The organism is Pelagibacterium halotolerans (assembly GCF_044811015.1).
Lineage (GTDB): Bacteria > Pseudomonadota > Alphaproteobacteria > Rhizobiales > Devosiaceae > Pelagibacterium > Pelagibacterium halotolerans_A.
In genome coordinates this window covers 1,838,217-1,862,806 of sequence record NZ_CP085243.1, presented here as the reverse complement: position 1 = coordinate 1,862,806, position 24,590 = coordinate 1,838,217, and the positions used below count along the sequence as shown (strand labels likewise).

Annotated in this window: 21 protein-coding genes; 11 read left to right on the top strand and 10 right to left on the bottom strand. The window is 63.0% G+C overall.

Features of this window, described 5'->3' with window-relative positions:
* The first annotated feature begins 1 nt into the window (after position 1).
* From araD1 to LG281_RS09140, 3 genes are read left to right on the top strand one after another with little or no spacing between them, the layout of a single operon-like run.
* Complete coding sequence (gene araD1, locus LG281_RS09150) at positions 2-1,000, top strand: AraD1 family protein (RefSeq protein ID WP_404406525.1); 999 nt, start codon at positions 2-4, stop codon at positions 998-1,000.
* Positions 1,001-1,011: 11 nt separating this feature from the next.
* Positions 1,012-2,754 carry an L-arabinonate dehydratase gene (gene araD / locus LG281_RS09145; RefSeq protein ID WP_404406523.1) on the top strand — a complete coding sequence of 581 codons (1,743 nt, stop codon included), beginning with the start codon at positions 1,012-1,014 and terminating at the stop codon, positions 2,752-2,754.
* Positions 2,754-3,677, top strand: coding sequence for a Gfo/Idh/MocA family protein (locus LG281_RS09140; RefSeq protein WP_404406521.1), 924 nt, complete (start codon positions 2,754-2,756; stop codon positions 3,675-3,677). The genes araD and LG281_RS09140 overlap by 1 nt, the downstream gene beginning before the upstream one ends.
* A gap of 114 nt (positions 3,678-3,791) precedes the next feature.
* Here LG281_RS09140 and LG281_RS09135 read toward each other — a convergent pair whose 3' ends face one another.
* Entirely contained in the window at positions 3,792-4,607 is an 816-nt protein-coding gene (locus LG281_RS09135) for an aldo/keto reductase (RefSeq protein WP_404406519.1), read from the bottom strand.
* Positions 4,608-4,664: 57 nt separating this feature from the next.
* Positions 4,665-5,450, bottom strand: a complete 786-nt coding sequence (locus tag LG281_RS09130) for an IclR family transcriptional regulator (protein ID WP_404406517.1) — start codon at positions 5,448-5,450, stop codon at positions 4,665-4,667.
* 84 nt (positions 5,451-5,534) lie between these two features.
* Here LG281_RS09130 and LG281_RS09125 point away from each other — a divergent pair, with 84 nt between their 5' ends.
* From LG281_RS09125 to LG281_RS09095, 7 genes are all read left to right on the top strand, one after another.
* Complete coding sequence (locus LG281_RS09125) at positions 5,535-6,290, top strand: SDR family oxidoreductase (RefSeq protein ID WP_404406683.1); 756 nt, start codon at positions 5,535-5,537, stop codon at positions 6,288-6,290.
* Complete coding sequence (locus tag LG281_RS09120; protein ID WP_404406515.1) at positions 6,287-7,162, top strand: amidohydrolase family protein; 876 nt, start codon at positions 6,287-6,289, stop codon at positions 7,160-7,162. Before LG281_RS09125 ends, LG281_RS09120 begins: the two co-directional genes overlap by 4 nt.
* Positions 7,159-8,736, top strand: coding sequence for a sugar ABC transporter ATP-binding protein (locus tag LG281_RS09115; RefSeq protein ID WP_404406513.1), 1,578 nt, complete (start codon positions 7,159-7,161; stop codon positions 8,734-8,736). Before LG281_RS09120 ends, LG281_RS09115 begins: the two co-directional genes overlap by 4 nt.
* Positions 8,733-9,740, top strand: a complete 1,008-nt coding sequence (locus tag LG281_RS09110) for an ABC transporter permease (protein ID WP_404406511.1) — start codon at positions 8,733-8,735, stop codon at positions 9,738-9,740. Before LG281_RS09115 ends, LG281_RS09110 begins: the two co-directional genes overlap by 4 nt.
* 107 nt (positions 9,741-9,847) lie before the next feature.
* The gene (locus tag LG281_RS09105) at positions 9,848-10,792 is read left to right on the top strand and encodes an ABC transporter substrate-binding protein (protein WP_404406509.1); all 945 of its coding nucleotides are present in this window, start codon (positions 9,848-9,850) and stop codon (positions 10,790-10,792) included.
* A gap of 87 nt (positions 10,793-10,879) precedes the next feature.
* Positions 10,880-12,154: an L-fuconate dehydratase gene (locus LG281_RS09100; RefSeq protein ID WP_404406507.1), complete on the top strand. Its 1,275-nt coding sequence runs from the start codon at positions 10,880-10,882 to the stop codon at positions 12,152-12,154.
* Positions 12,155-12,270: 116 nt separating this feature from the next.
* Entirely contained in the window at positions 12,271-13,047 is a 777-nt protein-coding gene (locus LG281_RS09095) for an SDR family oxidoreductase (protein WP_404406505.1), read from the top strand.
* A 103-nt stretch (positions 13,048-13,150) separates the two neighbouring features.
* Here the strand turns inward: LG281_RS09095 and pcaF are convergent, their stop codons facing one another.
* From pcaF to LG281_RS09080, 3 genes are read right to left on the bottom strand one after another with little or no spacing between them, the layout of a single operon-like run.
* A complete protein-coding gene (gene pcaF / locus LG281_RS09090) occupies positions 13,151-14,353 on the bottom strand; it encodes a 3-oxoadipyl-CoA thiolase (protein WP_404406504.1) in 1,203 nt (400 codons plus the stop codon).
* Positions 14,353-15,129 (bottom strand): CoA-transferase subunit beta, encoded by a 777-nt coding sequence (locus LG281_RS09085; RefSeq protein ID WP_404406502.1) that lies wholly within the window; start codon positions 15,127-15,129, stop codon positions 14,353-14,355. The genes pcaF and LG281_RS09085 overlap by 1 nt, the downstream gene beginning before the upstream one ends.
* Positions 15,130-15,132: 3 nt before the next feature.
* Positions 15,133-15,978 (bottom strand): CoA transferase subunit A, encoded by an 846-nt coding sequence (locus LG281_RS09080; protein ID WP_404406501.1) that lies wholly within the window; start codon positions 15,976-15,978, stop codon positions 15,133-15,135.
* A gap of 103 nt (positions 15,979-16,081) precedes the next feature.
* On the opposite strand from LG281_RS09080, the gene pcaQ reads away from it, so the two are divergent.
* Positions 16,082-17,008 carry a pca operon transcription factor PcaQ gene (gene pcaQ, locus LG281_RS09075; RefSeq protein ID WP_404406499.1) on the top strand — a complete coding sequence of 309 codons (927 nt, stop codon included), beginning with the start codon at positions 16,082-16,084 and terminating at the stop codon, positions 17,006-17,008.
* A 163-nt stretch (positions 17,009-17,171) separates the two neighbouring features.
* On the opposite strand, the gene hrpB is transcribed toward pcaQ, so the two are convergent.
* From hrpB to LG281_RS09050, 5 genes are all read right to left on the bottom strand, one after another.
* Positions 17,172-19,634 carry an ATP-dependent helicase HrpB gene (gene hrpB, locus LG281_RS09070; protein ID WP_404406498.1) on the bottom strand — a complete coding sequence of 821 codons (2,463 nt, stop codon included), beginning with the start codon at positions 19,632-19,634 and terminating at the stop codon, positions 17,172-17,174.
* 46 nt (positions 19,635-19,680) lie between these two features.
* Positions 19,681-20,889 carry a hypothetical protein gene (locus tag LG281_RS09065; protein WP_404406496.1) on the bottom strand — a complete coding sequence of 403 codons (1,209 nt, stop codon included), beginning with the start codon at positions 20,887-20,889 and terminating at the stop codon, positions 19,681-19,683.
* Positions 20,890-20,987: 98 nt separating this feature from the next.
* A complete protein-coding gene (locus LG281_RS09060; RefSeq protein ID WP_404406494.1) occupies positions 20,988-21,707 on the bottom strand; it encodes a copper homeostasis protein CutC in 720 nt (239 codons plus the stop codon).
* 4 nt (positions 21,708-21,711) lie between these two features.
* Positions 21,712-22,620 (bottom strand): ROK family protein, encoded by a 909-nt coding sequence (locus LG281_RS09055; RefSeq protein ID WP_404406492.1) that lies wholly within the window; start codon positions 22,618-22,620, stop codon positions 21,712-21,714.
* An 85-nt stretch (positions 22,621-22,705) separates the two neighbouring features.
* On the bottom strand, positions 22,706-24,214 hold the full coding sequence (locus LG281_RS09050; protein WP_404406490.1) for a helicase HerA domain-containing protein: 1,509 nt from the start codon (positions 24,212-24,214) through the stop codon (positions 22,706-22,708).
* Positions 24,215-24,590 lie beyond the last annotated feature (376 nt).

Below are 24,590 nucleotides of genomic sequence, written 5' to 3'. Positions count from 1 at the left end.
GGTGCTGATTTCTCAGGTGCTCGGAGCTGACGGGCAGGTGCGTGTTGTTGCGCGCGAGGGCAACGAGGCGCGTGTCGTCAACGGCACGCAAAGCGTTCTCGCGCTTGCCAACGATGCGATCGCCAACGGCCAGACGCTTGGTGCGCGGATTGCCGAACTGGGGTTGGGCGAAACGGTTGATCTCGATGCGGCCTATGCCGAGGGGCGGATGCTTTCGCCGATTACCCATCCGGACCCGGCGCATCTGCATCTGACCGGCACCGGTCTCACGCACCTCGGCTCAGCCCAGACCCGCGACAAGATGCACGCGGCCGACAAACCTGAGACCGAGCTGACCGACTCCATGAAGATGTTCAGGATGGGCGTCGAGGGCGGCAAGTCGGCGAATGGCAAAGCCGGCGTGCAACCTGAATGGTTCTACAAGGGCAACGGCCACGCGCTGGTGGCACCGGGCGAGGCGATCGCCTCGCCATGCTTCGCGCTCGACGCGGGCGAGGAGCCCGAGATCGCTGGGATTTACGTTATCGCGCCGGACGGCACGCCGACGCGGATCGGGTTTGCGCTCGCCAACGAATTTTCCGACCATGTGACCGAGCGACAGAACTATCTCTTCCTCGCGCACTCCAAGCTGCGGCCCGCTTCGGTGGGACCGGAAATTCTTGTTGGGGACCTGCCCCGTGATATCCGGGGGACATCGAAGATTTCGCGCGATGGCGAGACGCTCTGGGAAAAGCCGTTCCTTTCGGGTGAGGACAACATGTCCCACACCATCGACAATCTCGAACACCATCACTTCAAATACGACATCTTCCGTGTGCCGGGCGATGTGCACGTGCACATGTTCGGCACGGCGACACTCTCTTTTGCCGACGGCATCTCGACGCGTGCCGGCGATGTCTTTGAAATTTCCGCGCCCGATTTCGGGCTCGCGCTCAAGAACCCCATCGCTGTGGACGAAGCGACCGATCCGGAAACGCTCGTCACCGTGGCCTCGCTCTAGGGAATAGAACCATGACGTTCAAGAAAGCCGAATGGCCGCGCAAGCTGCGTTCGCAGGAATGGTATGGCGGCGATAGCCGCGACAACATCTATCACCGTTCCTGGATGAAGAACCAGGGTCTCCCCGCCGACCTTTTCGACGGGCGTCCGGTGATCGGCATCTGCAATACGTGGTCTGAGCTGACCCCCTGTAATGCCCATCTGCGCGACCTTGCCCAGCGGGTGAAGAACGGCGTCTACGAAGCCGGCGGCTTGCCGGTGGAGTTCCCGGTCTTTTCGACCGGCGAAAGTTCGCTCAGGCCTTCGGCGATGATGTACCGTAACCTCGCGGCTATGGATGTCGAAGAGGCGCTGCGCGCCAATCCGGTCGACGGCGTTGTGCTGATGGTCGGGTGCGACAAGACCACCCCGGCACTGTTGATGGGCGCGTCGAGCGTTGATATCCCCGCCATCGTCGTCACGGGCGGGCCGATGCTCAATGGCTGGTTCCGGGGCGAGCGCGTGGGCTCGGGAACGGCGCTTTGGCAGATGAGCGAGGCGATCAAGGCCGGGGAGATGACGCGTGAGGATTTCCTCGAGGCCGAGCAGGCTATGTCGCGCTCGCCGGGCTCGTGCAACACCATGGGCACGGCCTCGACCATGGCATCGATGGCCGAGGCGCTCGGCATGGCATTGTCGGGCAATGCGGCGATCCCTGCGGTGGACAGCCGCCGTCGGGTGATGGCGCAGCTGACCGGGCGGCGGATCGTCGATATGGTGAAGGACGACCTGAAGCCGTCCGATATCCTGACCCGCAAGGCGTTCGAAAACGCGATCCGCACAAACGGTGCGATCGGGGGCTCGACGAACGCGGTGATCCACCTTCTGGCGCTGGCCGGGCGTGTCGGCGTCGATCTTTCGCTCGATGACTGGGATATGCTTGGTCGCGACGTCGCCACCATCGTCGATTTGATGCCTTCGGGCCGCTTCTTGATGGAAGAGTTCTTCTACGCTGGCGGGCTGCCCGTGGTGCTCAAATCGCTTCTCGACGGAGGCAAGCTCCACGGCGATGCGCTGACGGTTTCGGGCAAGACGATGGCCGAGGAAGTCTCGGAGGTCAAAAACTGGAACGAGGAGGTGATCAGGCCCGTCGATAAGGCGCTGACCGAACATGGTGGCATCGCGGTTTTGAAAGGCAATCTCGCGCCCAATGGCGCTGTGCTCAAGCCCTCGGCGGCGAGCCCGCATTTGATGCAGCATAGGGGCCGCGCGGTGGTGTTCGAGGATATCGACGACTACAAGGCGCGGATCAATGACGAGAGTCTCGATATTGACGAGAACTGCATCATGGTCATGAAGAACTGCGGGCCCAAGGGGTATCCGGGCATGGCCGAGGTCGGCAATATGGGGCTGCCACCCAAGGTGCTGCGCAAGGGGATCAAGGACATGATCCGGATTTCCGACGCGCGGATGAGTGGCACGGCCTATGGTACGGTGATCCTGCATACCTCACCCGAGGCGGCGGTGGGCGGACCGCTCGCGGTAGTGCAGACCGGCGACATGATCGAGGTGGACGTCGAGAACCGCCGGCTGCATCTCGACGTCTCCGAAGAGGAGATCGCGCGCCGGCTCAAAGAGTGGAAGCCGCTGCCCGACCAGCCGACATCCGGCTATGCCAAGCTCTTCCTCGACCATGTGCAGCAGGCCCATACCGGCGCCGATTTCGACTTTCTCAAAGGCAAGCGCGGTAAGGCCGTGCCCAAGGATTCGCACTGATGGTCCATAAGATCGCAATCGTTGGTTTCGGCAAGATCGCGCGCGACCAGCACGTGCCGTCGATCGCGGAGAACCCGGATTTCACGTTCGCCGCAGCGGTGAGCCGGAACGCACGCGCCGAAGGGGTCGATAATTTCGCGACGCTCGAAGAGCTGTTCGAGAGCCGTCCCGACATCGGTGTCGTCGCGCTGTGCACACCGCCGCAAGTGCGGTTCGAATATGCGAAGAAGGCCATCGCGGCGGGCAAGCACGTGCTCCTGGAAAAGCCGCCGGGGGCGACGCTTTCCGAGGTCGCGACCCTTGAAGCGATGGCCCGAGAGAAGAGTGTGGTGCTCTTTGCCACCTGGCACTCGCGCTACGCGCCAGCCGTGGAGCCGGCACGCGATTGGCTTAAAGGCAAGGCGATAACCGGCGTCGAAATTGTCTGGCGCGAGGACGTCAAACATTGGCATCCGGGGCAGAAATGGATCTGGGAGGCCGGCGGCCTGGGGGTCTTCGATCCGGGCATCAACGGGCTTTCGATCCTGACGGCGATTCTGCCCGAGCCCATCCATGTAACCCGCGCCAACCTCGAATTCCCGGCCAATTGCCAGACCCCGATTGCCGCGCAGGTGGATTTTGTCACCGCAAGCGGCGTGGCGGTGAAGGGCGATTTCGACTGGCGGCAGGAAGGGCCGCAGAGCTGGGATATTACTGTGGTGACCGACGCCGGCACGCTCGCGATTTCCGAGGGCGGCGCGAAGATGGCGATCGATGGCGAGCGTGTGGTTGACGGCGAGGACCGGGAATATCCGGGGATCTATGCGCATTTCGCGCAGTTGCTTGCGTCGGGCGAAAGCGATGTGGATGTTACCCCGCTGCGGCAGGTGGCGGACGCGATGATGCTGGGGAGGCGGGAGACGGTGGCGGCGTTTCACGAATAGGAAGCGGAGCGCATGCCAGTTCTCGCCCACCGCCCTGGGTCACCCGGATAAACCGGATGATGACGGAGTGGGGCGGACTTGGGGGGACGCGAAAGATTGGCGAGCCCTCTTCCCTCAATCCCATTCCGGCGCCCAATCGGGATCGATGGTCCGCGCGTTGCGGTCCATCGTTTCGATCCGCGCCATCTCTTCGTTCGAGAGCTTGAGATTGACCGCCGCGTAATTGGATTTGATGTGCTTTTCTTTCCCTGAAGTGGGGATGGCGCAGTAGCCCTTGCCGAGTTCGAAGGCGAGGGCAACCTGTTCGGTTGTGGCGTCGTGCCGCTCGGCGATCTCGGCGAGAATGTCCTCGCCCGAAAGCGCGCCGCGCGCGATGGGGCGGTAGCAGGTGACGAGGATGCCGGCATTCATGCAGTGGTCGGCGAGCTTTTTGTTCTGCATCACCGGGTTGAGCTCGATCTGGTTGGTCGCGATCCGGCCCTCGCCGAGGATTTTCCGGGACTCCTCAATGAGCGCGATGGTGAAGTTCGAAACGCCGATGAGGCGGGTGAAGCCTCGCTCTTGCGCTTCGGCAAGCTGGGTAAGATAAACTTCGAGCGGGACCTCGCCATGTGGAGAGGGCCAGTGGATGAGGACGAGGTCGAACTGTTCGAGCTTTGCCGTTTCGAGGCTCTTTTCAAGCGATGGGATCAGTGCGCCCTGGCCGAAATTGCGCGGCGCGATCTTGGTGGTGACGAACACCTCCTTACGCGGCAGGCCCGACCGTGCGACAGCGGCGCCGACTTCGCCTTCGGTCTGGTAATCCTGCGCGGTGTCGATATGCCGATAGCCGACTTCCAACGCATAGAGGATGGCGCGGATGCCATCCGAGCCCTTGCGGACATTGGTACCAAAGCCGAGGCGGGGAATTGTGGTGTCAAGCGTGGCCATCGCGCGGGTCCTCCAATGGATCTGCCAAGGGCCAACGCCCACGGCGCACCATTGGTTCTACCGCAGCGAGAGCGTCTCCGCGAGGTCCCTGAGCAGATCGAGGGTTTCTTCGATGGTTGCGTGGTCGTCCTGATCGAGCCGTTCGATGTACGGGCAGGTGAGAACCGCAATGGCGTAACCCTCGGTGTTCAGGACGGGGACCGTGACGTCGTTGACACCGCGAATCTGCTGGCTGGGGCCGATACGATAGCCCGCCTTGCGGATGGATGAGAGCGTGTCCTCAAGTGCCTCGCGCTCTGTAACCCGATCCGTTCCTTCCCAACGCGCATCGAGCGCTTCACGGGCATGATCGTCCTGAAAGGCAAGAAGTGTCAGGCCCGAGCCCGTGTGCAGCAGGTCGATTTCGGCCCCCGCGCGCACACCGAACTCCCAATTGGCCGGGCAATGCGCTTGCCCCACCACGAGCGCATGGCCACGATCCTCGACGACGAGATGGAGCGACTGCCGCGCATCTCGCGCAAAGGCGTCCATCAGGGGCAGCGCGCGGGTCACGAGTCGCCGGACCGGCGGGTGCCTGTGGGCGAGAACGAAGAGCTTGAGCGAAAGCGAGTACCGGTCGCCCTCCGGGGAGCGCGAGACATATTCGCGCGCCACCAGCCGTTCGAGCATGCGGTAGATCTCCGATGGGCCGCGATCCATTGCCTTAACGATTTCCGCCCGCGTCATTCCGCCTGACTGGGTGGAGAGAAGCTCCAGAATGTCGAGTCCCTTGTCGAGCGCCGGTGCGCGATAGCGTGCCTCGCTGTCGGCACGCGGGCTTTTGACTGTTTCCGCCTCTCCCATTGCACTTTCCCTCTTGCGGCATGTGTTCATTTATGAATAGTATATTCATATAAGAAACGCAACGACGATTGTAGGGAGGCAGTCATCGCGATGCGGCTTGAGGGCAAATCCATCTTTGTTTCCGCCGCGGCTCAGGGCATCGGCCGCGCCAGCGCAATCGCCTTCGCAAAGGAAGGCGCGCGGGTTTTTGCGACCGACGTCAATGCGGACGGCCTTGTCGGACTGCGTGCTGAATTTCCGCAAATCGAAACGCACGCGCTCGATGTGCTTGATACAAGCGCCGTCAACGCGCTCGCCGCAACGCTTCCGGACCTCGACGGGATCTTCAACTGTGCGGGGTTCGTCCATAATGGGACCATCGAAGCGGTGGCCGAGGCGGACTGGGACTTCAGCTTCGATCTCAACGTCAAATCCATGTACCGGACGGTCAAAGCCTTCCTGCCGGGCCTTTTGCGCCGCGCTGAGGCGAGCGGAACGGCGTCGATCCTCAACATGGCGTCGATGGCGTCTTCAACGAAAGGGTTTCCGAACCGGCTGGTTTACGGGACAACAAAGGCTGCCGTGATCGGGTTCACCAAAGCGATAGCGGCGGACTATGTGACCAAGGGGGTGCGCTGTAATGCGCTCTGCCCAGGCACCGTCGATACGCCGTCGCTGCGCGAGAGGATCGCAGCCTTTCCTGACCCGGTTGAGGCGGAAAAGGCGTTCATCGCGCGCCAGCCCATGGGACGGCTCGCAACGGTGGACGATATCACGCCCATGGCGGTCTACCTGCTCTCGGACGAATCGCAATTCGTCTCGGGGCAGGCACTTCTTGTCGATGGCGGGGTGACGATATGACCGGCAGCCGCATTGACGCCCATTGTCATTATTGGACGCTAGCGCGGGATGAATATGGCTGGCTGACGCCCGACCTCGAGCCGATCTATCGCGATTTCGGCGCCGCCGATCACGATGCGGCGTCCATGGGGCTCGATGTGGCGCAGCGCGTGCTGGTTCAAGCCGCGCCGACGGTCGCGGAAACCGAATTCCTGCTCCTGTGCGCGATGGCCGATGCCAAGGCGACAGGTGTCGTCGGCTGGGTGGACCTGTCTGCCGCCAATGCCGCCGACGAGCTCGAACGGCTCGCCGTCGATCCTCTTTTCAAGGGTATCCGGCCAATGCTTCAGGACCTCTCCGAACCCGACTGGATCGTGACGCGCCCAAGGCGGGAGGCGGTGGCCAAGCTGATCGAACTGGGGCTGCGCTTTGACGCGCTCGCCAAGCCTGCTCAGATCGACGCCGTGCTCGCATTCGCGCGGACCAACCCAGACCTGCCGATTATCATCGACCATGCGGCGAAGCCCGATCTTTCGCTTCCCTCCGATGCACCCGAGCGCCTACATTGGGCAACCGCTATGGCAGGGTTGGCGGGACTGCCGAACGTCTGCTGTAAGCTCTCGGGCCTGCTTAACGAGATGTCGCCCGAGGACGTAACGACGCCCGAAGCGACGGCAAGGGTACTGGCGCCGATCCTCGACCAGCTTCTGGACTGGTTCGGCGCGGATCGGCTTGCCTGGGGCTCGGACTGGCCGGTGGTCAATCTTGCGGCGGATTACGGTTTTTGGGCCGAAGTGACGGACCACCTGATTGCCGGGCTTTCGGACGCGGAGCAGAGCAATATCCTTTCGGGCACTGCCGCGCGGTTCTACGGATTGGAGGCGGATCGATGAGTGCTGCGATGGAAAGCGCATCGGCGACGCCGTTGGTCGCGATGAAGGGGATCGACAAATCCTTTCCCGGCGTTCATGCGCTGAAATCGGTGAGCTTGGCAGTGCTGCCCGGCGAGGTCCATGCGCTCATGGGCGAGAATGGTGCGGGCAAGTCGACGCTCATGAAAATCCTTTCAGGAATTTATGAGCGCGATGGCGGGACGATCGAATATGACGGGCAACCCGTTGAGATCGCGTCTCCCCGCCAGGCGCAGGAGATGGGCATCGGCATCATCCATCAGGAACTTTCCCTGATGCGAGATCTCAATGCCGCGCAGAACATCTTCATCGGGCGCGAACCGCGGACGGCAGGCGGGCTCCTGATCGACGAGAAGAAGCTGAACGCCGATGCGGCCAAGCTTTTCGAGCAGATTCACTTAAAGCTCGATCCCCGGACGCCGGTCTCGCGGCTGACGATCGCCAAGCAGCAGATGATCGAAATCGCCAAGGCGCTCTCGCACAAGAGCCGCGTTTTGATCATGGATGAGCCGACCGCCGCGCTCAACGACAACGAGATCAACGAACTGTTCCGCATCATCCGGAAGCTCAAGGCCGAGGGCGTGGGGATCATTTATATCTCCCACAAGATGGATGAACTCAAACGCATTGCCGACCGCGTGACGGTGATGCGCGACGGCGAGTATGTCGGCACCGTTCCTGCCGCCGATACGCCTGTCGAAAAGATCATCTCGATGATGGTGGGCCGCGCGATTTCCGACGAGCCGCCGTCGATCCCCGACCTAGCCGATGCCGAAACGGTGCTCGAGGTGAAAAACCTCAACCGCGGGCGCGAAGTGCAGGATGTCAGCTTTTCGGTCAAGAAGGGCGAGATACTCGGCTTTGCCGGGCTGATGGGTGCCGGGCGAACCGAAGTCGCGCGCGTGATCTTCGGCGCCGATCCGCTCGTCTCGGGTGAGATTTTCGTTCACGGCAAAAAGATTACGATCAAGCAGCCGCAGGACGCGGTGCGCGCGGGGATCGGATACCTCTCCGAAGACCGCAAGCATTTCGGGCTCGCGACCGGCATGGACGTTGCGACCAACGTGGTAATGGCGAGCCTCGAGCGGTTCACCGGCGCGGGTGGTGTTCTCAAGGATCCCGAAATCCGTGCGATCGCGCGCAAATATATCGACCAGCTTTCGATCAAGACCCCCTCCGAACGCCAGGAAGCGCGGCTTCTTTCGGGCGGTAATCAGCAGAAGGTGGTCGTCGCCAAATGGCTGTTGCGCGATTGCGACGTGCTGATTTTCGACGAACCCACGCGCGGGATCGACGTGGGGGCGAAGAGCGAAATCTACAGGCTCTTGAACGCGCTCGCCGCGCAGGGCCGGGCGATCATCGTGATCTCGTCCGAGCTGCCGGAAATCCTGCGCCTCTCGCACCGCATCGCGGTGATGTGCGAGGGCCGGCTGACCGGATTTTTGCCTGGCGGTGCGCCACAGGAGGAGATCATGCGGCTCGCAACGCAGCGAAGCGACAACAATGCGCCCACCGGGGACATCCCGGAGGATGCGAAAATGGGAGAGAAGGCATGAGCGCGGTTTCATCACAGCCGGGATTGGGCAATGTGTTGCGTACGCAGGGCGCGCAAAAGTTGCTCGCCTTTGCCGGTTTGATCGCTTTGATCGCGGGGTTCTCGTTGGCGTCCCCCAATTTCATGCAGACGCCCAATATCATCGCCATCTTGCAGGCGGCCTCGGTCAATGGCGTGCTCGCGGTGGCGGCGACGCTGATTATCATCACCGGCGGCATCGACCTTTCGGTGGGTACGGGCATGACCTTCTGCGCGGTGATCGCGGGCGTGGTGCTGACCTATCTGGGGCTGCCCATGCCGGTCGGCATCGTCGCGGCTATACTCGCCGGGACGACGTCGGGGCTGCTTTCGGGCACTTTCGTTGCCAAGCTAAAGGTCCCACCGTTCATTGCCACGCTCGGCATGATGCTGATCCTGAAGGGCCTTTCGTTGGTCATCTCCGGCACGCGCCCGATCTATTTCAACGACACGCCAGGCTTCACCGAGATTGCTACGGGTTCGATCGTGGGGATGGTTATCCCGGCCGTACCGCTGCCGAATGGCGTTGTGATCCTCTTCGCTGTCGCCGGCCTCGCATCCTATATCCTCGGGCGCACGATTCTCGGTCGCTATGCCTTCGCGCTCGGCTCGAATGAAGAAGCACTGCGGCTTTCGGGTGTGAACGCCGACCGTTGGAAAATCGCGATTTATGCGCTCGGCGGATCGATCGTCGGTATTGCGGGGCTGCTCATTGCCTCTCGGCTCAATTCCGCACAGCCCGCCCTGGGGCTCGGTTACGAACTCGATGCCATCGCCGCCGTGGTGATAGGCGGCACATCGCTGCGCGGCGGGCAGGGCACGATTTTGGGCACCGTTATCGGCGCGCTCATCATGGCCGTACTCGCCAATGGGCTGCGTATCCTCTCGGTCGCGCAGGAATGGCAGACGGTTGTGACCGGATCGATCATCATCCTCGCTGTTTACGCGGACATGCTGCGGCGGCAGAGGGCGGCCGCGGCGAGTTGATGTGTATTCCGCGCCGGGCTTGTCCGGTGCCAAGACAAAGAAGGGCGGGTGGAGCCGCTCCGAACAATCATAATTGATAACCACAAGCGTTCCCGTTGGAGGAGAACATGTTCAATAGACGTACATTGCTGGCCGCAGCCAGTGCCATTGCGATGCTGGGGATGGCGCCTGTCGCTTCGGCGCAGGACACGCTCGACATCGCGCTGATTTCCAAGGGCTTCCAGCACCAGTTCTGGCAGGCCGTTGCCCAGGGCGCCGAGCAGGCCGCCGAGGAATTCGGGGTCAACGTGACCTTTGAGGGGCCGGATAACGAATCCCAGGTCGACAAGCAGATCGACATGCTCGCCGCGGCGCTTGCCCGCGAGCCGGACGCCATCGGCTTTGCCGCGCTCGACAGCCAGGCCGCGACCCCGCTGCTGCGCCAGGCCGAGGAGGCCGGTATTCCGGTCATCGCGTTCGACTCAGGCGTCGATAGCGACATCCCGCTATCGACCGCTGCCACCGACAACATGGCCGCTGCCGCGCTTGCCGCGGACAAGATGGCCGAACTGATCGGTGGGGAAGGCAAGATCGCGCTGGTCGTTCACGACCAGACCTCGCGTACGGGCATCGAACGCCGCGATGGCTTCGTCAACCAGATCGAGGCGAACTATCCCGATATCGAGATCGTCTCGATCCAGTATGGCGGGGGCGACCATCTGCAGTCGACCGAGATCACCAAGTCGATCCTCCTGGCCAACCCCGACTTGAAGGGCATTTTCGGTGCCAATGAAGGGTCGGCTATCGGTGTCGTCAACGGCGCGACCGAATTGGGCAGCGATATCGTCATCATCGGGTTCGACTCGGGCGCGGCGCAGATCGGCGCGATCCGTTCGGGCGCGATGGACGGGGCGATCACGCAGAACCCCGTTGGCATCGGCTACGAGACCGTCGCCGCCGCGGTCGCGGCGATCAATGGTGAAGACGTGCCCGAAAGCATCGACACGGGCTTCTACTATTACGACGCCACCAACATCGACGACCCGGAAATCCAGGCCGTTCTTTACGAATAACCGTTTCCTCCGAACCCGCCGGAGGCGGTCCGCCGCCTCCGGCACTTCTTATGTTTTCGTCCGAGCGCCGCCCAGAAAAGCTGAGAAATGACGATCATTACCGATATGCAGGTCATCGACCTGCGCTTCCCGACCTCCCAGCATCTCGACGGCTCGGATGCCATGAACCCGGACCCCGATTATTCGGCGGCCTATGTGATTTTAAGGACCGATGGTCCCCTCGAGGGCCACGGGCTGACCTTTACCATCGGGCGGGGCAACGAGATTTGCTGCACGGCGATAGAGGCCATGCGCCATCTCTTCGTCGGGCTCGACATGGCCGACGTCGTTGCCGACATGGGCAAATTCTGGCGGTATGTGACCTCCGACAGCCAGTTGCGCTGGATCGGCCCGGACAAGGGCGCCATTCACTTGGCGACCGGGGCCGTGGTCAACGCGGTATGGGACCTTTACGCCAAGATGGAGGGCAAGCCGCTCTGGCGGTTGGTGGCGGATATGAGCCCGGAAGAATTGGTGCGTTGCATCGACTTCCGCTACATCACCGATTGCATCACGCCTACCGAAGCGCTCGAGATGCTCAAGGGGCAAGAGGCAGGCAAGGCAGGGCGGATCGCCGATCTCGAAGCGAACGGCTACCCCTGCTACACGACCTCGGCGGGCTGGCTGGGCTATCCCGACGACAAGCTGCGCCGGCTCTGCCAGGAAGCGGTCGACGAGGGCTTCAACTACGTGAAGATGAAGGTCGGACGCGACCTCGAGGACGATATCCGGCGGCTGACGATTGCCCGAGAAGTGATCGGGCCGAACCGGAACTTGATGATCGACGCCAATCAGGTGTGGGAAGTCGACGAGGCCATCGACTGGGTCAACCGCCTCGCCTTCGCCAAGCCCTGGTTCATCGAGGAGCCTACGAGTCCCGATGATGTCGAGGGGCATCGGAAGATCCGCGAGGGAATTGGAGAGGTTAAGGTCGCCACCGGCGAGATGTGCCAGAACCGCATCATGTTCAAGCAGTTCATCATGCGCGGCGCCATCGACGTGGTGCAGATCGACAGCTGCCGGCTGGGCGGGGTCAACGAAATCCTCGCCGTGATGCTGATGGCGGCGAAATTCAACCTACCCATCTGTCCGCATGCGGGCGGGGTGGGGTTATGCGAGTACGTCCAGCACCTCTCTATGATCGATTACGTTTCAATTGCGGGCACCCATCAAGGCCGCGTAGTCGAATATGTGGACCATCTGCACGAGCACTTCGAGGACCCGTGCGTTGTTGAGAATGCGGCCTATATGCCGCCCAAGAAACCGGGTTTCTCCATCGAGATCAAGCCAGCCTCGCGCGAGAAATACCGGTTCACAGGGTAGGCATATGGGCCGCTCCCGTTTAGGGAGCGCCATAGAGGGTGTAGTCACCCCTCCCCGTCCAAGGGGGATAGAGAGGGGAGCACAAGCTCCCCGGAGGGCAAACAGGAGGCATGCCAATGGACCTCAACCTCAAGGGCAAGGTCGTTATCGTCACCGGCGGTGGCGCGGGGATCGGCGGGGCGATTTCGTTGGGGCTGGCACATGAGGGCGCCGTGCCGGTGATTGTCGGGCGTTCGCCACTCGCGCCGGAGTTCGAGGCGAGACTGAAGGCATTGACGCCGGACTATCTGTTCGTCCAGGCCGAGCTTTCCGAAGACGCGCAATGTGCCGCCGCCGTGGATCGGGTGATCGAGACGTTCGGGCGGATCGATGGGCTGGTCAACAATGCCGGGGTCAATGACGGGATCGGGCTTGAAGCGGGGCCGGACGCGTTCCGGGCGTCGCTCGAAAAGAACCTCATCCATTATTACACAATGGCGCACCTGTGCGTGCCGGCGTTGCGGGAAACCAAAGGCGCTATCGTCAATATTTCATCGAAGACCGCAGTGACGGGGCAAGGAGGCACGAGCGCCTATACGGCTGCCAAGGGAGCCCAGCTGTCGCTGACGCGGGAATGGGCGACGTCGCTGCGCAAGGACGGGATCAGGGTCAACGCCGTGATCCCCGCCGAGGTGATGACGCCGCTTTACGAAAAGTGGATTGCAACCTTCGAAAACCCGGAAGAAAAACTTGCCGAAATTACCCGGCGCATCCCGCTCGGTCAGCGTATGACCGAGGATCGGGAGATCGCCGATACCGTGGTGTTCCTGCTTTCGGACCGCGCGAGCCATACGACAGGGCAATGGCTCTTCGTCGATGGCGGGTATACGCATCTCGACAGGGCGCTGGATTGAAAGAAAACCCCGGCCTTTGGCAATAAGGCCGGGGTCAGTCAGGGAACATTAAGGGGTTAGACACTCGTCGAACGCCGGGCGGATACGAAATGTTCCGGGTTATTTAAGCGGCTTCGAGCGCGGCGGCGATACCCTGGCCGACGCCGATGCACATGGTTGCCAAAGCGGCCTTCTTGCCCGAAAGCGAGAGTTCCAGCGCCGCCGTGCCGGCGATGCGCGCGCCACTCATGCCCAATGGGTGGCCAAGCGCGATGGCGCCGCCGTTCGGGTTGACGTGCGTCGCGTCTTCGGGAATGCCGAGGCCGCGCAGGACGGCGATGGATTGGCTGGCGAAGGCCTCGTTGAGTTCGATAAGGTCGAAGCTCTCGGGAGAAATGCCGAGCCGTGTGCAGAGCTTCTGCGTTGCCGGAAGCGGCCCCATGCCCATGACGCGGGGCGGGACACCGGCGGTGGCGCCGCCGAGGATGCGGGCGAGCGGGGTGAGGCCGTGCTTCTTGATCGCGGCTTCCGAGGCGATGATCAGCGCGGCGGCGCCGTCATTGACGCCCGAAGCGTTGCCCGCTGTGACCGAGCCGTTCTGGCGGAACGAGGTGGGCAGCTTGGCGAGCTTTTCGAGGCTGGTTTCGCGGGGGTGCTCGTCTTTTTCGACAACGATGGGGTCACCCTTGCGCTGGGGGATCGTGACCGGGACGATCTCCTTGGCCAGCCGCCCGTTCGCCTGCGCGGCGGCGGCCTTTTGCTGGCTGCGCAGGGCGAAGGCGTCCTGATCCTTGCGGCTGATTTTATAATCTTCAGCGACGTTCTCGCCGGTCTCGGGCATGGAATCGACACCGAAGCGCTGCTTCATCACCGGATTGACGAAGCGCCAGCCGATGGTGGTGTCGTAGATTTCCGCATTGCGCGAGAAGGCGGTTTCCGCCTTGGGCATCACGAAGGGCGCGCGGCTCATGGATTCGGTGCCGCCTGCAATCAGGAGATCCGCTTCGCCAGTCTTAATCGCGCGCGCGGCGGTGAGGACGGCGTCGAGGCCGGAACCGCAAAGGCGATTGATGGTCGTGCCAGTCACCGTTTCAGGCATGCCGGCAAGAAGGAGCGACATGCGCGCGACATTGCGGTTGTCTTCGCCGGCCTGATTGGCATTGCCGAAAATGACGTCGTCGACCGCCGCCCAGTCGACCGAAGTGTGCCGCTCCATTAGGGTCTTGATGACGAGGGCACCCAGATCGTCGGGCCGGACTGAAGAGAGCGCTCCGCCGAACCGGCCAATGGGGGTACGCACATAGGCGCAGATATAAGCTTCGGCCATTATGCTGCCTTTCCCTGATGGGCGCGCTGGGTCCGCTCGTTGAGGTCGCGGAGCGTCTTGAGTTCGGTTGCGGTGGGGGGCGGTGTCTCCTTGAGATCGTCGGCGAATTTGACCGTCCAGCCGCAGGTCTCCTGCACCATCTCGCGGGTGACGCCAGGGTGGAGCGAGACGACGGTGAATTCCTTGGTCACCGGATCGGGCTCCCAGAGCGCGAGGTCGGTGATGAGCTTTGTTGGGCCCTTGGTCTTGATGCCCAGCCGCTGGCGATGATCCCCGCCCTCGCCGTGACCGAAGGAGGTGAAGAAGTCGATCTTCTCGACCATCGCCCGCTTAGCCTGCTTCAATGTGATGTAGATCTCGCCGCAGGACGTTGCGATTTCCGGCGCGCCGCCGCCGCCCGGCAGGCGGACCTTGGGGTGGTGATAATCGCCGATGACGGTGGTGTTGATATTGCCGAACCTGTCGATCTGCGCAGCGCCGAGGAACCCCACGGTGATGCGGCCGCCCTGGAGCCAGTAGCGGAACATCTCGGGCACCGCGACGGTGGTGACGGCGGTCTCGCACAATTCGCCATCGCCGATCGACAGCGGCAGTACATCCGGGGCCGTGCCGATGGTGCCGGATTCGTAGATGAGCGTGATATCGGGTGCGTGGGTGAGCCGCGCGACATTGCACGCCGCGGAGGGTGCGCCGATGCCGACGAAGCATACGTCTTTGGAGGTGAGCGCGCGCGAGGCGGCGATGGTCATCATTTCAGTGGGAGTGAAATCGGTCATGTCTTAAAGCCCCTTGATCCGTTCGGCGAAAACGTCCGGGGTGGCGTTCAGCACGTTGTCTTGCATCCACTCGGTGAAAAGCGCGCGGTCGGCGGACACCTTGTCCCATTCGAGATAAGCCGCGTTGTCGCGGTCGTAGTAGCCGTGAGTGTAGGAGGGATGCGCGCCGCCTTTGACCACCGAAATCGCGGTGATCGTCCAGTGCGGCAGGACGGTGAGGTTCGGGTGCAGGCCCTCGAAATCCTCGACGATTTCCTCGACCGTCACCACGACGCGTTTGGCTGCGAGCGCCGCTTCTTTCTGCACGCCGACAATGCCCTCGATCAGAACATCACCCTTTTTATTGGCTTTCTGCGCGTGGATGAAGGTGATGTCGGGCCGATGCGCAGGGACGACGGCAAGCTCCTCGCCCGAGAACGGGCAGGTAACGAACTTGATCTCCGGATTGACCTTGGGTAGGTCCGCGCCCTTGTAGCCTCGGAAGAACGCGCTCGGCATGCCCGCCGCGCCGGCCTCATAGGCGTTGGCCATGGCGGCGTGGGAATGCTCAACGGTTTCGATGGCGCGCGGGTAGCCGTTCTCGATAGCGTCGCGCATGCGGCGCAGGAGCCCGACGCCGGGATTGCCCGCGTAAGAGAAGATCACCTTTTTGGCCATCCCCATACCGATCATCTGGTCGTAGACGATATCGGGCGTCATGCGGATCAGGGTCAGGTCCTTCTTACCCTGCCGGATCGCTTCGTGCGCGGCGGCATGGGGGATGAGATGGGTGAATCCTTCGAAAGCGACGGTATCCCCGTCATTGAGATTGTTCCGCACCGCTTCGGTGAGCGGCATAACCTTGCTCATCGTCCGTCCCGTTTGTCTGACAGATAACCAAATTGCACTCAATACCAAGACAATTCGCGCGTAAAATGATATTTGACGCGTGATATATATCATGGAGGAATATATGGTTGCGAGCCTCATCGATCCACGCATTAAGCTACGGCACGTGGCGTGCTTTCTCGAAATCAACCGGCAGGGCGGTGTTGTGGGCGCGGGCGCGGCGCTGGGGTTGAGCCAGCCCGCAGTTTCCAAAGCCGTGACCGAACTCGAGGATATCTTGGGCGTGGCCCTTTTCGACCGGTCGCGGCGCAAGCTGGCACTGACGGGGTTCGGGGAAATGTTTCTGCGTTATGCGACGACCTCGGTTGCGGCGCTGCGGGAAGGGATCGAGAGTGTCGCAAATGCGCAGACCAGGGCGGCGGTGGTTCGACTCGGTGCGCTGCCCACGGTGGAGGTGGAGGTGGTGCCGCGTGCGGTGTTACGGTTCTTGCAAGGTCCGCTCGCCTGCCGGGTGCAGGTGGAAAGCGGGCCGAGCCCGCACCTTTTGAACCTGTTGCGCACCGGAGCGATTGATTTCTTCATCGGACGGATGCCGCATACCGATGTCATGACCGGGCTAACCTTCGAACACCTTTATTCCGAGGATCTCGTGCTCGCCGCGCGGCCGGGTCATCCGCTGGCGGGAACAGGGGAATTGAGCCTTCGGGCCATCGAACGCTTTCCGGTGCTGATGCCACCGCCCGGTGCGATCATCCGGCCTACCGTGGATGCGCTTTTAGTGGCCAATTCCGTGGGGCGGCTGGCACAGGAGATCGAGACAGTCTCCAACAGCTTCGGGCGAGCTTATGTGCTCATGAGCGATGCTGTGTGGTTCATCTCGCGCTCGGTGGTAGCCACCGATCTCGAGCAGGGCGATCTCGTCGCGCTCGAGATGGATATGGTGGCCTCGCACGGGCCGGTGGGGATCACGACGCGGGCAGGGGCGGAGCTAGGGGTGCCGACGCTGGCGATGATCGATGCGGTGCGGGCAGAGGTGGAAGAACGAGGGTAAGGACACTCGCACCAATAACTGCGTCGCCTCGCTTGGTCTTTTTGTCCCTGGCGGCGTCGCGACCGAGCCGGAAATATCTCGATATTCCCGGCTCATCGCTCCTGGCCAGGATCAAAAATCCCGGCGCGATCCGACGCATTTATTGTTGCTCGTGCCCTAACCGCTACGATCCGCGCGGTTTCGCCCGGTTCGTCGCCTGCGCGGCAAGCGGATCGTCCGGCCAATAATGCTTGGGATAGCGGCCCTTCAAATCCTTTGCCACATCAGCCCAACTCCCGCGCCAGAAGCCGGGGAGGTCGCGCGTGGTCTGGATAGGACGGTGGGCCGGGGAAAGAAGCGAAAGCAGCAGTTTGACCTTGCCATTCGCGACGGAAGGGTGCGTTTCGAGTCCGAAAAGCTCCTGCACGCGGATGGCGAGGACGGGGCCGTTTTCGGCGTCGTAGTCGATGGGAACACGACTGCCCGAGGGGGCATCGAAATGGCTGGGGAGCATCGTATCGATCTGATCGCGCAACGCCCAGGGCAGGAGTTCGTAAAGCGCCGCAGAGAGATGTTCGGCTGTGATGTCGGAAAGGCGCGTGAGGCCAGGGATGTGCGGGACCAGCCAAGAAGCACCATTCTCCGCCAGCGCTATGTCCGAAAGGTCGGGCCAAGGGGCGCCGACGCTCTGGTGGAGGAATGTCGCGCGGCTGCGGAGGGTCTTCTGGTCGCGGCTCCAAGGGAGCATGCCGATGCCGAGGTTTGCGATCCCTTGGGCGAGGAGCGGTGCGGCGATATCGGGATCGGGAATCGCGATGGGGGTGTCATCCAGCTTGAGTGCGCCGAGCCGGGCAACCTTGCGGGCGCGGACGGATTTGGATTGCGGATCGAAGGTGAGGTCGATGGCCGTTTCGATGCGGTCTGCGAACAGCGCTTCTATGTCGCTCCGGTTGATGGTGGCCGCGCAGCGGATGGTTGCGCTGGCGGCGGCGCCGGTCAGGTCCGCGACGACCAGATAGGGCGATTTTGCGAGTGCGTCGGAGGGGACCAGACGTGCGCCGCGCCCATTGGCGAGTCGGAAGCGGCCTGGTTCACCTGCTGCCTGGGCGACGCGGTCGGGATAGGCGCGAGCGAGATGGTGGCCGATATCGGGGGCGGTGCTCAAGCGGCCATCGCCACCGGCAAGCTTCGCCCAGCGGGCGGCGAGGGCACGGGCGTCCTCGGCGCGGCGGGAGCGGTCGCGGCGAACGTCGTCGAACCGGTGAGCAAGATCGGTGGCGCGTCCGCCGAGACCGGGTTCGGCAAGTATCGCGGCGATGAAGGCGGCGTCGCCCGCAGTGCCTTCGGCTGCGGCGCCAACGATCATATGCGCGAGGCGCGGGTGGAGCGGGAGCTTTGCGAGCAAAGCGCCGTGCGGCGTGATCCGTCCAGCATCGTCGAGCGCGTCGAGGGCTTTTAGGAGCGCGACGGCTTCGGCCCAGGCGGGAGCGGGTGGGGGATCGAGGAAGGCGAGGATCGCCGGATCGGTGACGCCCCAGCCGGCGAGGTCAAGAACGAGGTTCGAAAGGTCGGCCTGCATAATCTCCGGCATATCGAAAGGTTGCAGGCTCGCGGTCTGCCCTTCGTGCCAGAGCCGGTAGCAGACGCCAGGTTCTGTGCGCCCGGCGCGGCCGCGGCGTTGGTCGGCTGCGGCGCGGGAGATGCGGCGGGTTTCGAGGCGGGTGAGGCCCGTATCTGGCTCATAGACCGGCACGCGGGCGAAGCCGCAATCGATGACGATGCGCACGCCCTCGATGGTGAGAGAGGTCTGTGCGATGGTGGTCGCGAGCACCACCTTGCGCCGGCCTTGAGGCGCGGGCTGGATGGCGCGGTCCTGCTCGGTGCCGGTGAGCTGGCCGTAAAGCGGGGCGATGTCGGTATCGGGTGGGACAAGCGCGGTGAGGCGTTCGGCGACACGGCGGATTTCGGCCTGGCCGGGGAGGAAGACGAGGAGCGATCCGGGGTGTTCCCGCAGCGCGCGCGCGACGGTGGTAACTACGCTGTCTTCGAGCCGTGCGTCGGGGGCGGGCGGGATGTGGACCGTTTCGACAGGATAGGCGCGGCCTTCGCTTTCGATGACGGGGACATCGCCCAGGAGCCTCGCGACGCGCGCGCCGTCAATGGTCGCGGACATGACGAGGAGGCGCAAATCCTCCCGCAGCGCGGTGGCGTCGAGCGCCAGCGCGAGGCCGAGATCCGCGTCGAGACTGCGTTCGTGGAATTCGTCGAAGAGAATCGCGGCGATGCCCGAGAGTTCCGGATCGTCGAGGATCATACGTGTGAAAACGCCTTCGGTGACGACCTCGATCGTGGTCTTCGCGCTCACTTTGGTGTCGAGGTGCACGCGATAACCGACCGTTTCGCCCACGGCCTCGCCCAATGTCTGCGCCATGCGTCGCGCGGCCGCGCGAGCGGCGAGACGGCGGGGTTCGAGGACGACAATCTTGCCACCCTTGCGCCACGGGGCATGGAGAAGCGCAAGCGGCACGCGGGTGGTCTTGCCCGCCCCTGGCGGGGCGACGAGCACGGCGCGCGTGCCGGTCCCAAGCGCTTGGGAAAGCGGCGCGAGGACGGAATCGATCGGCAACGGGGAGTCGAAAACGAGCATGCCCGTTCTCTCGCCGGTTTGTGTGACGAGCGCAAGCGGTTCGGCGTCAGTTCGTGACGACGATCCCGCGCGCGCCGTCGATCCTTGTTTCAAAGCGCTCCTGGTCCGAGCCGTAGCGGATGACGCCGCTGGGGCCAAGGTCGTAGGCGTTGAGCGCTTCGGCTGCCGCGCCCTGTGTGTAGAGCGCGTACTGCACTCCACCCCCGACATCCCATTGCAGGGCGCCGGTCGAGGGCTGGTAGCTGCCCTGGCTGTCGACGAAGGCCTGGACGGGGCCAAGCGCGGGGGTGTTGATCTTGACCTTGTAGTCGATGCGCCCTCCACCCTGGACGAGAACGTCGAGGCTGCCAAACGGGGTGAGGATCGAGAAGCCAGGGAAGAGGCCTGGAATGAGGATGCCGAATTGCGGCATCTCGATATCGCAATTGTAGCCGGTTGGGAACGGTTCGCCCTCTGTGCACGAAAGCTGGGCGCTCGCGCTCTCCATCTCGCAGGTCACGCGATTGATCTGACCGATAATGCCGCCCGGACAAATCTCCGCGCAGCGGAAATCGACGTTGCACATGTTCTGTCCGGGGCTGACCGGTGCGCCGCCGAAATACTGGATGCGCGCAGCGCTCAACCGCGGGCTCGCGGGATCCAGCATGAAGGCTTCCGCCGCGATCGCCTCGGCTTCAGCGTCCTCGCCCATGAGCTTGAGCGCAGCGGAGAGGCGGTTAGCATAGCGCGGATCATCGGGATTGGCCGCGTAGAGGTCACGCAGGATACTGACGGCTTCGGTAAGGGCGCCGTCGCCGCCCGCATCCATCAGCGCGCCGGCGAGGTTGTACTGGATAGCTGGATCGTCCGGCGCCTGGGCAAGCGCTGCGCGCTGCAGGCCGACGATTGCATCTGGGCCGAGCGCCGTAATTGGCTGGCCGGTTGCGGCGAGTTCGTAACCCACAACGCCAAGATCGGACAGCGCCGCGGCGCGTTCAGGATCGCGTTCGACCGCGAGTGCGAACATGTAGCCGCTCGGTGCGAGGTGCCGGTTCATCAATAAAGCGTGCCCGAAACCTTCCGCGCCCTCGGCGGTGGCATCGTTCGCCTCAATCAGCGTCATCAGCCCGAGCGTTTCGGCATCGAGACTCTTGCCGATCGCCTTGCGCGCGTCATAGGCCGTGGCCACCGGATCGAAATCCTGCGCCCAGGTGCCCGCGCTCAAGGCAAGAAAGAAGAAGGAAAAAACGAATGCATAGACCGTACGCTTAGCCATAGTCCCCTCCTGGCCGGTATCGTCTCCGCTTTTGTGAGTGTGCGGCGGCGACCAGATTATGACAAGTAAAATGATTTACCCTGGGGGACGGCGCCGGTTTACCGCGGGTGCGCGATCGCGTGCTTGAGGTTTCTTACGATTTCCGTCGCGGTCGCTCTGCGCCCCGGCGTTTCGAAGCCGAGCTTGCGGGCTGGTCCGCCGGATACCTTGATTTCCATCGAACACGACGCGTGGATTTCGTTGATCCCCTCGATGCAGAGCACATCCGCGACATTAGCGGCGTTGATCCCGGCGCCCGGCATGATCGCGATGCGGTCCCGGGCATAGGCCGTGATCGCGTGCAGCGCCGCGAGCCCCCCGGGTGCGGTTACAGCACCGCCTGAGGTCAGGATGCGTTCGAACCCGAGCCGTACGGCGAGGTCGATCGCCTTGTCGAATTCGGGGACCAGATCGAAGGCACGGTGGAGTGTTCGCCCCATCCCTTCCGCGCGGGATGAAAGTGCCGTCAAGACTTCCGCGTCAAGCCTTCCGTCGGGCAAGCTGGCGCCGAAGACGACGCCATCGAGCCCATGATTCCGGATGCAATCTATGTCATCCATCATGCTCCTGATTGCCGTCTCGGAGTAAACGAAATCTCCCGAGCGCGGCCGGATCATCGCATAAACGGGAACGGGGCAGTCCACAGCCTGCTTGATGAGCCCGGGTGAAGGGGTGAGCCCGCCAAGTGCGAGCGCAGAGCACAACTCGATGCGGTCGGCACCGCCTTCCACCGCGGCGGCGAGGCCGTCGGCATCGTCAACGCATACTTCCAGAATCACTTTGTTACTCAAACTGACGTAGACCCAACAAAATCGCCCCGAGAAAGCCCGGCTCGGTCCGGCATTGCGCGGGCACCACGAGAGGCCGTGCCATGCGGCGCAAAATGCGGTGGCGAACTGCCTCGTCGAGCGCGGCAACCAGCGCCAAATCCGTCGAAAGCCCTCCGCCCATCGGCACGATATCCGCGCCGGTCGCGTTGACGACCAGTGCAAGCGGGGCAGCGACGAGCTCAATATAGGCGCTAAGTGTTCCTTTTGCGGCAGGCTCGCCGGCGGCCCATGCGGCGAGGATTGCTTCGCTCGAAAGGGCGTGGCCGCTCAGATACGCATGGAGCCGCTCGAGCCCGCGCGCGCCGCCGACGGTATCGACGCAGCCTTGGCGCCCGCATCCGCAAGCAAAATGGGGGATATCGCGTGGAGGATCGCCGACATGCGTTGCAAGGATGGTGCCGTGGCCCCACTCACCCGCGTACCCGCCATCGCGATTGACAAGTTCACCCCCAACGACCAGTCCACCCCCGACGCCGGTGCCCAAAATGCCGCCGAAAACGATAGAATATCCACGCCCGGCTCCGAGTTCTGCTTCTGCAAGCGCGAAGCAGTCCGCGTCATTGGCAATGATGACCGGTATATCGAGCCTCTCGGCGAGGACGGTGTCGAGCTCAAGCCCGTCGACCGCCGGAATGTTGGCGCAGATCGTGCGACCGGTGTCCGGGTCGACGACCCCTGTAATCGATATCGCAACGCCTTTGGGGCGTCCGGGCGCTGTTTCGATCAGCGCCTTGAGGGCATCGACAAAGGCGTCGAAATCGTCTGCTGGCGTGGGCACGCGGACAGGATCGCCAATGGTTTTGGCATCAAAGGAAAATCCGCCCTTGATCGCGGTACCGCCGATGTCGAACCCATAAATCATGGGCGCGCACGCTAAGCGGATTTTAGCGCAATACAAGTTCAGTTTGCTTCAAATTTGACCAATGCGCTTTGGGCCTCGGAAACCGTTATTCCGCCGCGGCGCGGCCGTCTCCCATAGCGGGGGCATTTGGATCGCCGGGCCCGGTCTCGCACGCGAGATCCGGGAAGGCCGCGATTCGATTTCCTGAAAAATCCTCGCGCAGGACGATGAGATCCCGCTCTTCGAAATGCGTAAGTACCCGCCGCGCGCGACCGGTCGAATGGCTGCCATAGGCGCGCGCCAGCGTTGCGTCGGACGGGCAGGGCTGGCCCGTAACCGCTGCACGTGCAAGGACCAGGAATACACCCTGAAGATCGTCGCTAAGCGTCTGAGCGAGCGCCAAGGCCTGTTGCCAGAGCGCGCTCTGTTCGGTTCCCGTATCGACGCCTGCGCGGGCGACGGCGAAGCGGCGCTTGAAATCGGCAAGGTCCGGCGGGGCTCCGGGCACGCGACGAATACGGCAGCGGACGAGGAAATCCTGATAGAGCACCGCAACCGAGCGATAGCTCGCTTCGGGGTCTTCGAGAATTTCCCCAAGCACCGTCGTGATCGCGTCCTCGCGTTCCTTTTCGTCGATTTCGGGGAAAAGCCCGGTACGGCCAAGTTCGGGGGGAGGCGGAGCGCTCAGTTGGGCGAGGATATCTGCGGTGGGACGCGGTGCTGGCTGGGGTGCGCGGCGGATCGGCGCGCGGATGTCTTCGTCGGCGCCGGGCGTGAAGATCAGGTCTGCGGCGTCCTCGCCGCGCGCTTCGGGGAGCGGCATCAGCTTGGGACTTGTCGAGCGTGCCTGCGTTTCCACCGGACCGATGGCGATATTGAGGGGACGGCGCGCCAAGGCTGGGCCGAGCGCAATGAAATGCCCGCGCTCGAGATCGCGGAACATTTCGGTCGAACGCTTGTCCATGCCCAAAAGATCGCCCGCCCGCGCCATGTCGATATCGAGGAAGGTCCGGCCCATCAGGAAGTTGGAGGCTTCCGCGGCGACGTTCTTGGCGAGCTTGGCAAGCCGCTGGGTCGCGATGACGCCCGCGAGTCCGCGCTTGCGGCCCCGGCACATGAGGTTGGTCATCGCACCGAGCGAGAGCTTCCGCGCTTCGTCCGAGACTTCGCCGGCGGCGGCGGGTGCGAAAAGCTGCGCTTCGTCGACAACCACGAGCATGGGATACCAATAGTCGCGCTCGGCATCGAAAAGTCCGCCTAGGAATGCCGCGGCGCAGCGCATCTGGGCGTCAGCCTCGAGGCCTTCGAGGTTAAGGACAACCGAAACCCGATGCTGCCGGATGCGTCCTGCAATACGGGTGAGCTCATGCTCGGAGCGGTCGGCTTCGACAACCACATGGCCGAACTTCTCCGCCAGCGTCACGAAATCCCCTTCAGGATCGATGATGCATTGCTGTACCCAGTTGGCGCTCTGTTCAAGAAGGCGGCGCAGAAGATGCGATTTGCCCGAGCCCGAATTGCCCTGTACCAGAAGGCGTGTCGCGAGCAATTCTTCGAGATCGAGTTGGGCGGCGCTCCCCTTGTTGCTCATGCCCATGTCGATCGCGACAGTCATTGCTGCTTCCAGTCTCCTGTGAGTGAATGATTCTTTGCCGATAGCGCGAACACGCCCTATATCAGTTTAGCACCGGGGCTGCTGGCCCCGGCAAGTCTTGCGATGGCTTTACGCACAGCCCTATGTGACCGAATCAGGCACAATCATCGTAGGGCCTGTCATCAATTGTAGACAGGGGTTTGATTTTGCATAAATCGTTCAATACCAAGGCTTTTCGCGTCGTGCAGGGTTATCCCCTTCGCGCGCGAAAAGCCGCAGGGAGTGGACGATTTATACAAAACCCTTCGGGCGGGCCATATCCGGGTGATTTTCGCGGACGGTCCGGCTTGAAGGCGGTAAGCCTTCGGCCCGGACCGTCCACGAAACTCCCTCCGGA

Bases quoted from the DNA above. Each gene is read 5' to 3' on its own strand.
- LG281_RS09100 (WP_404406507.1), top strand. From the start codon at position 10,880: ATGACGATCATTACCGATATGCAGGTCATCGACCTGCGCTTCCCGACC.
- LG281_RS09135 (WP_404406519.1), bottom strand. From the start codon at position 4,607: ATGGCCACGCTTGACACCACAATTCCCCGCCTCGGCTTTGGTACCAAT.
- LG281_RS09055 (WP_404406492.1), bottom strand. From the start codon at position 22,620: ATGATTTATGGGTTCGACATCGGCGGTACCGCGATCAAGGGCGGATTT.
- LG281_RS09120 (WP_404406515.1), top strand. From the start codon at position 6,287: ATGACCGGCAGCCGCATTGACGCCCATTGTCATTATTGGACGCTAGCG.
- pcaQ (WP_404406499.1), top strand. From the start codon at position 16,082: ATGGTTGCGAGCCTCATCGATCCACGCATTAAGCTACGGCACGTGGCG.
- LG281_RS09105 (WP_404406509.1), top strand. From the start codon at position 9,848: ATGTTCAATAGACGTACATTGCTGGCCGCAGCCAGTGCCATTGCGATG.
- LG281_RS09095 (WP_404406505.1), top strand. From the start codon at position 12,271: ATGGACCTCAACCTCAAGGGCAAGGTCGTTATCGTCACCGGCGGTGGC.
- LG281_RS09140 (WP_404406521.1), top strand. From the start codon at position 2,754: ATGGTCCATAAGATCGCAATCGTTGGTTTCGGCAAGATCGCGCGCGAC.
- hrpB (WP_404406498.1), bottom strand. From the start codon at position 19,634: ATGCTCGTTTTCGACTCCCCGTTGCCGATCGATTCCGTCCTCGCGCCG.
- LG281_RS09110 (WP_404406511.1), top strand. From the start codon at position 8,733: ATGAGCGCGGTTTCATCACAGCCGGGATTGGGCAATGTGTTGCGTACG.
- LG281_RS09130 (WP_404406517.1), bottom strand. From the start codon at position 5,450: ATGGGAGAGGCGGAAACAGTCAAAAGCCCGCGTGCCGACAGCGAGGCA.
- LG281_RS09085 (WP_404406502.1), bottom strand. From the start codon at position 15,129: ATGACCGATTTCACTCCCACTGAAATGATGACCATCGCCGCCTCGCGC.
- araD (WP_404406523.1), top strand. From the start codon at position 1,012: ATGACGTTCAAGAAAGCCGAATGGCCGCGCAAGCTGCGTTCGCAGGAA.
- LG281_RS09050 (WP_404406490.1), bottom strand. From the start codon at position 24,214: ATGACTGTCGCGATCGACATGGGCATGAGCAACAAGGGGAGCGCCGCC.
- LG281_RS09065 (WP_404406496.1), bottom strand. From the start codon at position 20,889: ATGGCTAAGCGTACGGTCTATGCATTCGTTTTTTCCTTCTTCTTTCTT.
- LG281_RS09080 (WP_404406501.1), bottom strand. From the start codon at position 15,978: ATGAGCAAGGTTATGCCGCTCACCGAAGCGGTGCGGAACAATCTCAAT.
- LG281_RS09115 (WP_404406513.1), top strand. From the start codon at position 7,159: ATGAGTGCTGCGATGGAAAGCGCATCGGCGACGCCGTTGGTCGCGATG.
- pcaF (WP_404406504.1), bottom strand. From the start codon at position 14,353: ATGGCCGAAGCTTATATCTGCGCCTATGTGCGTACCCCCATTGGCCGG.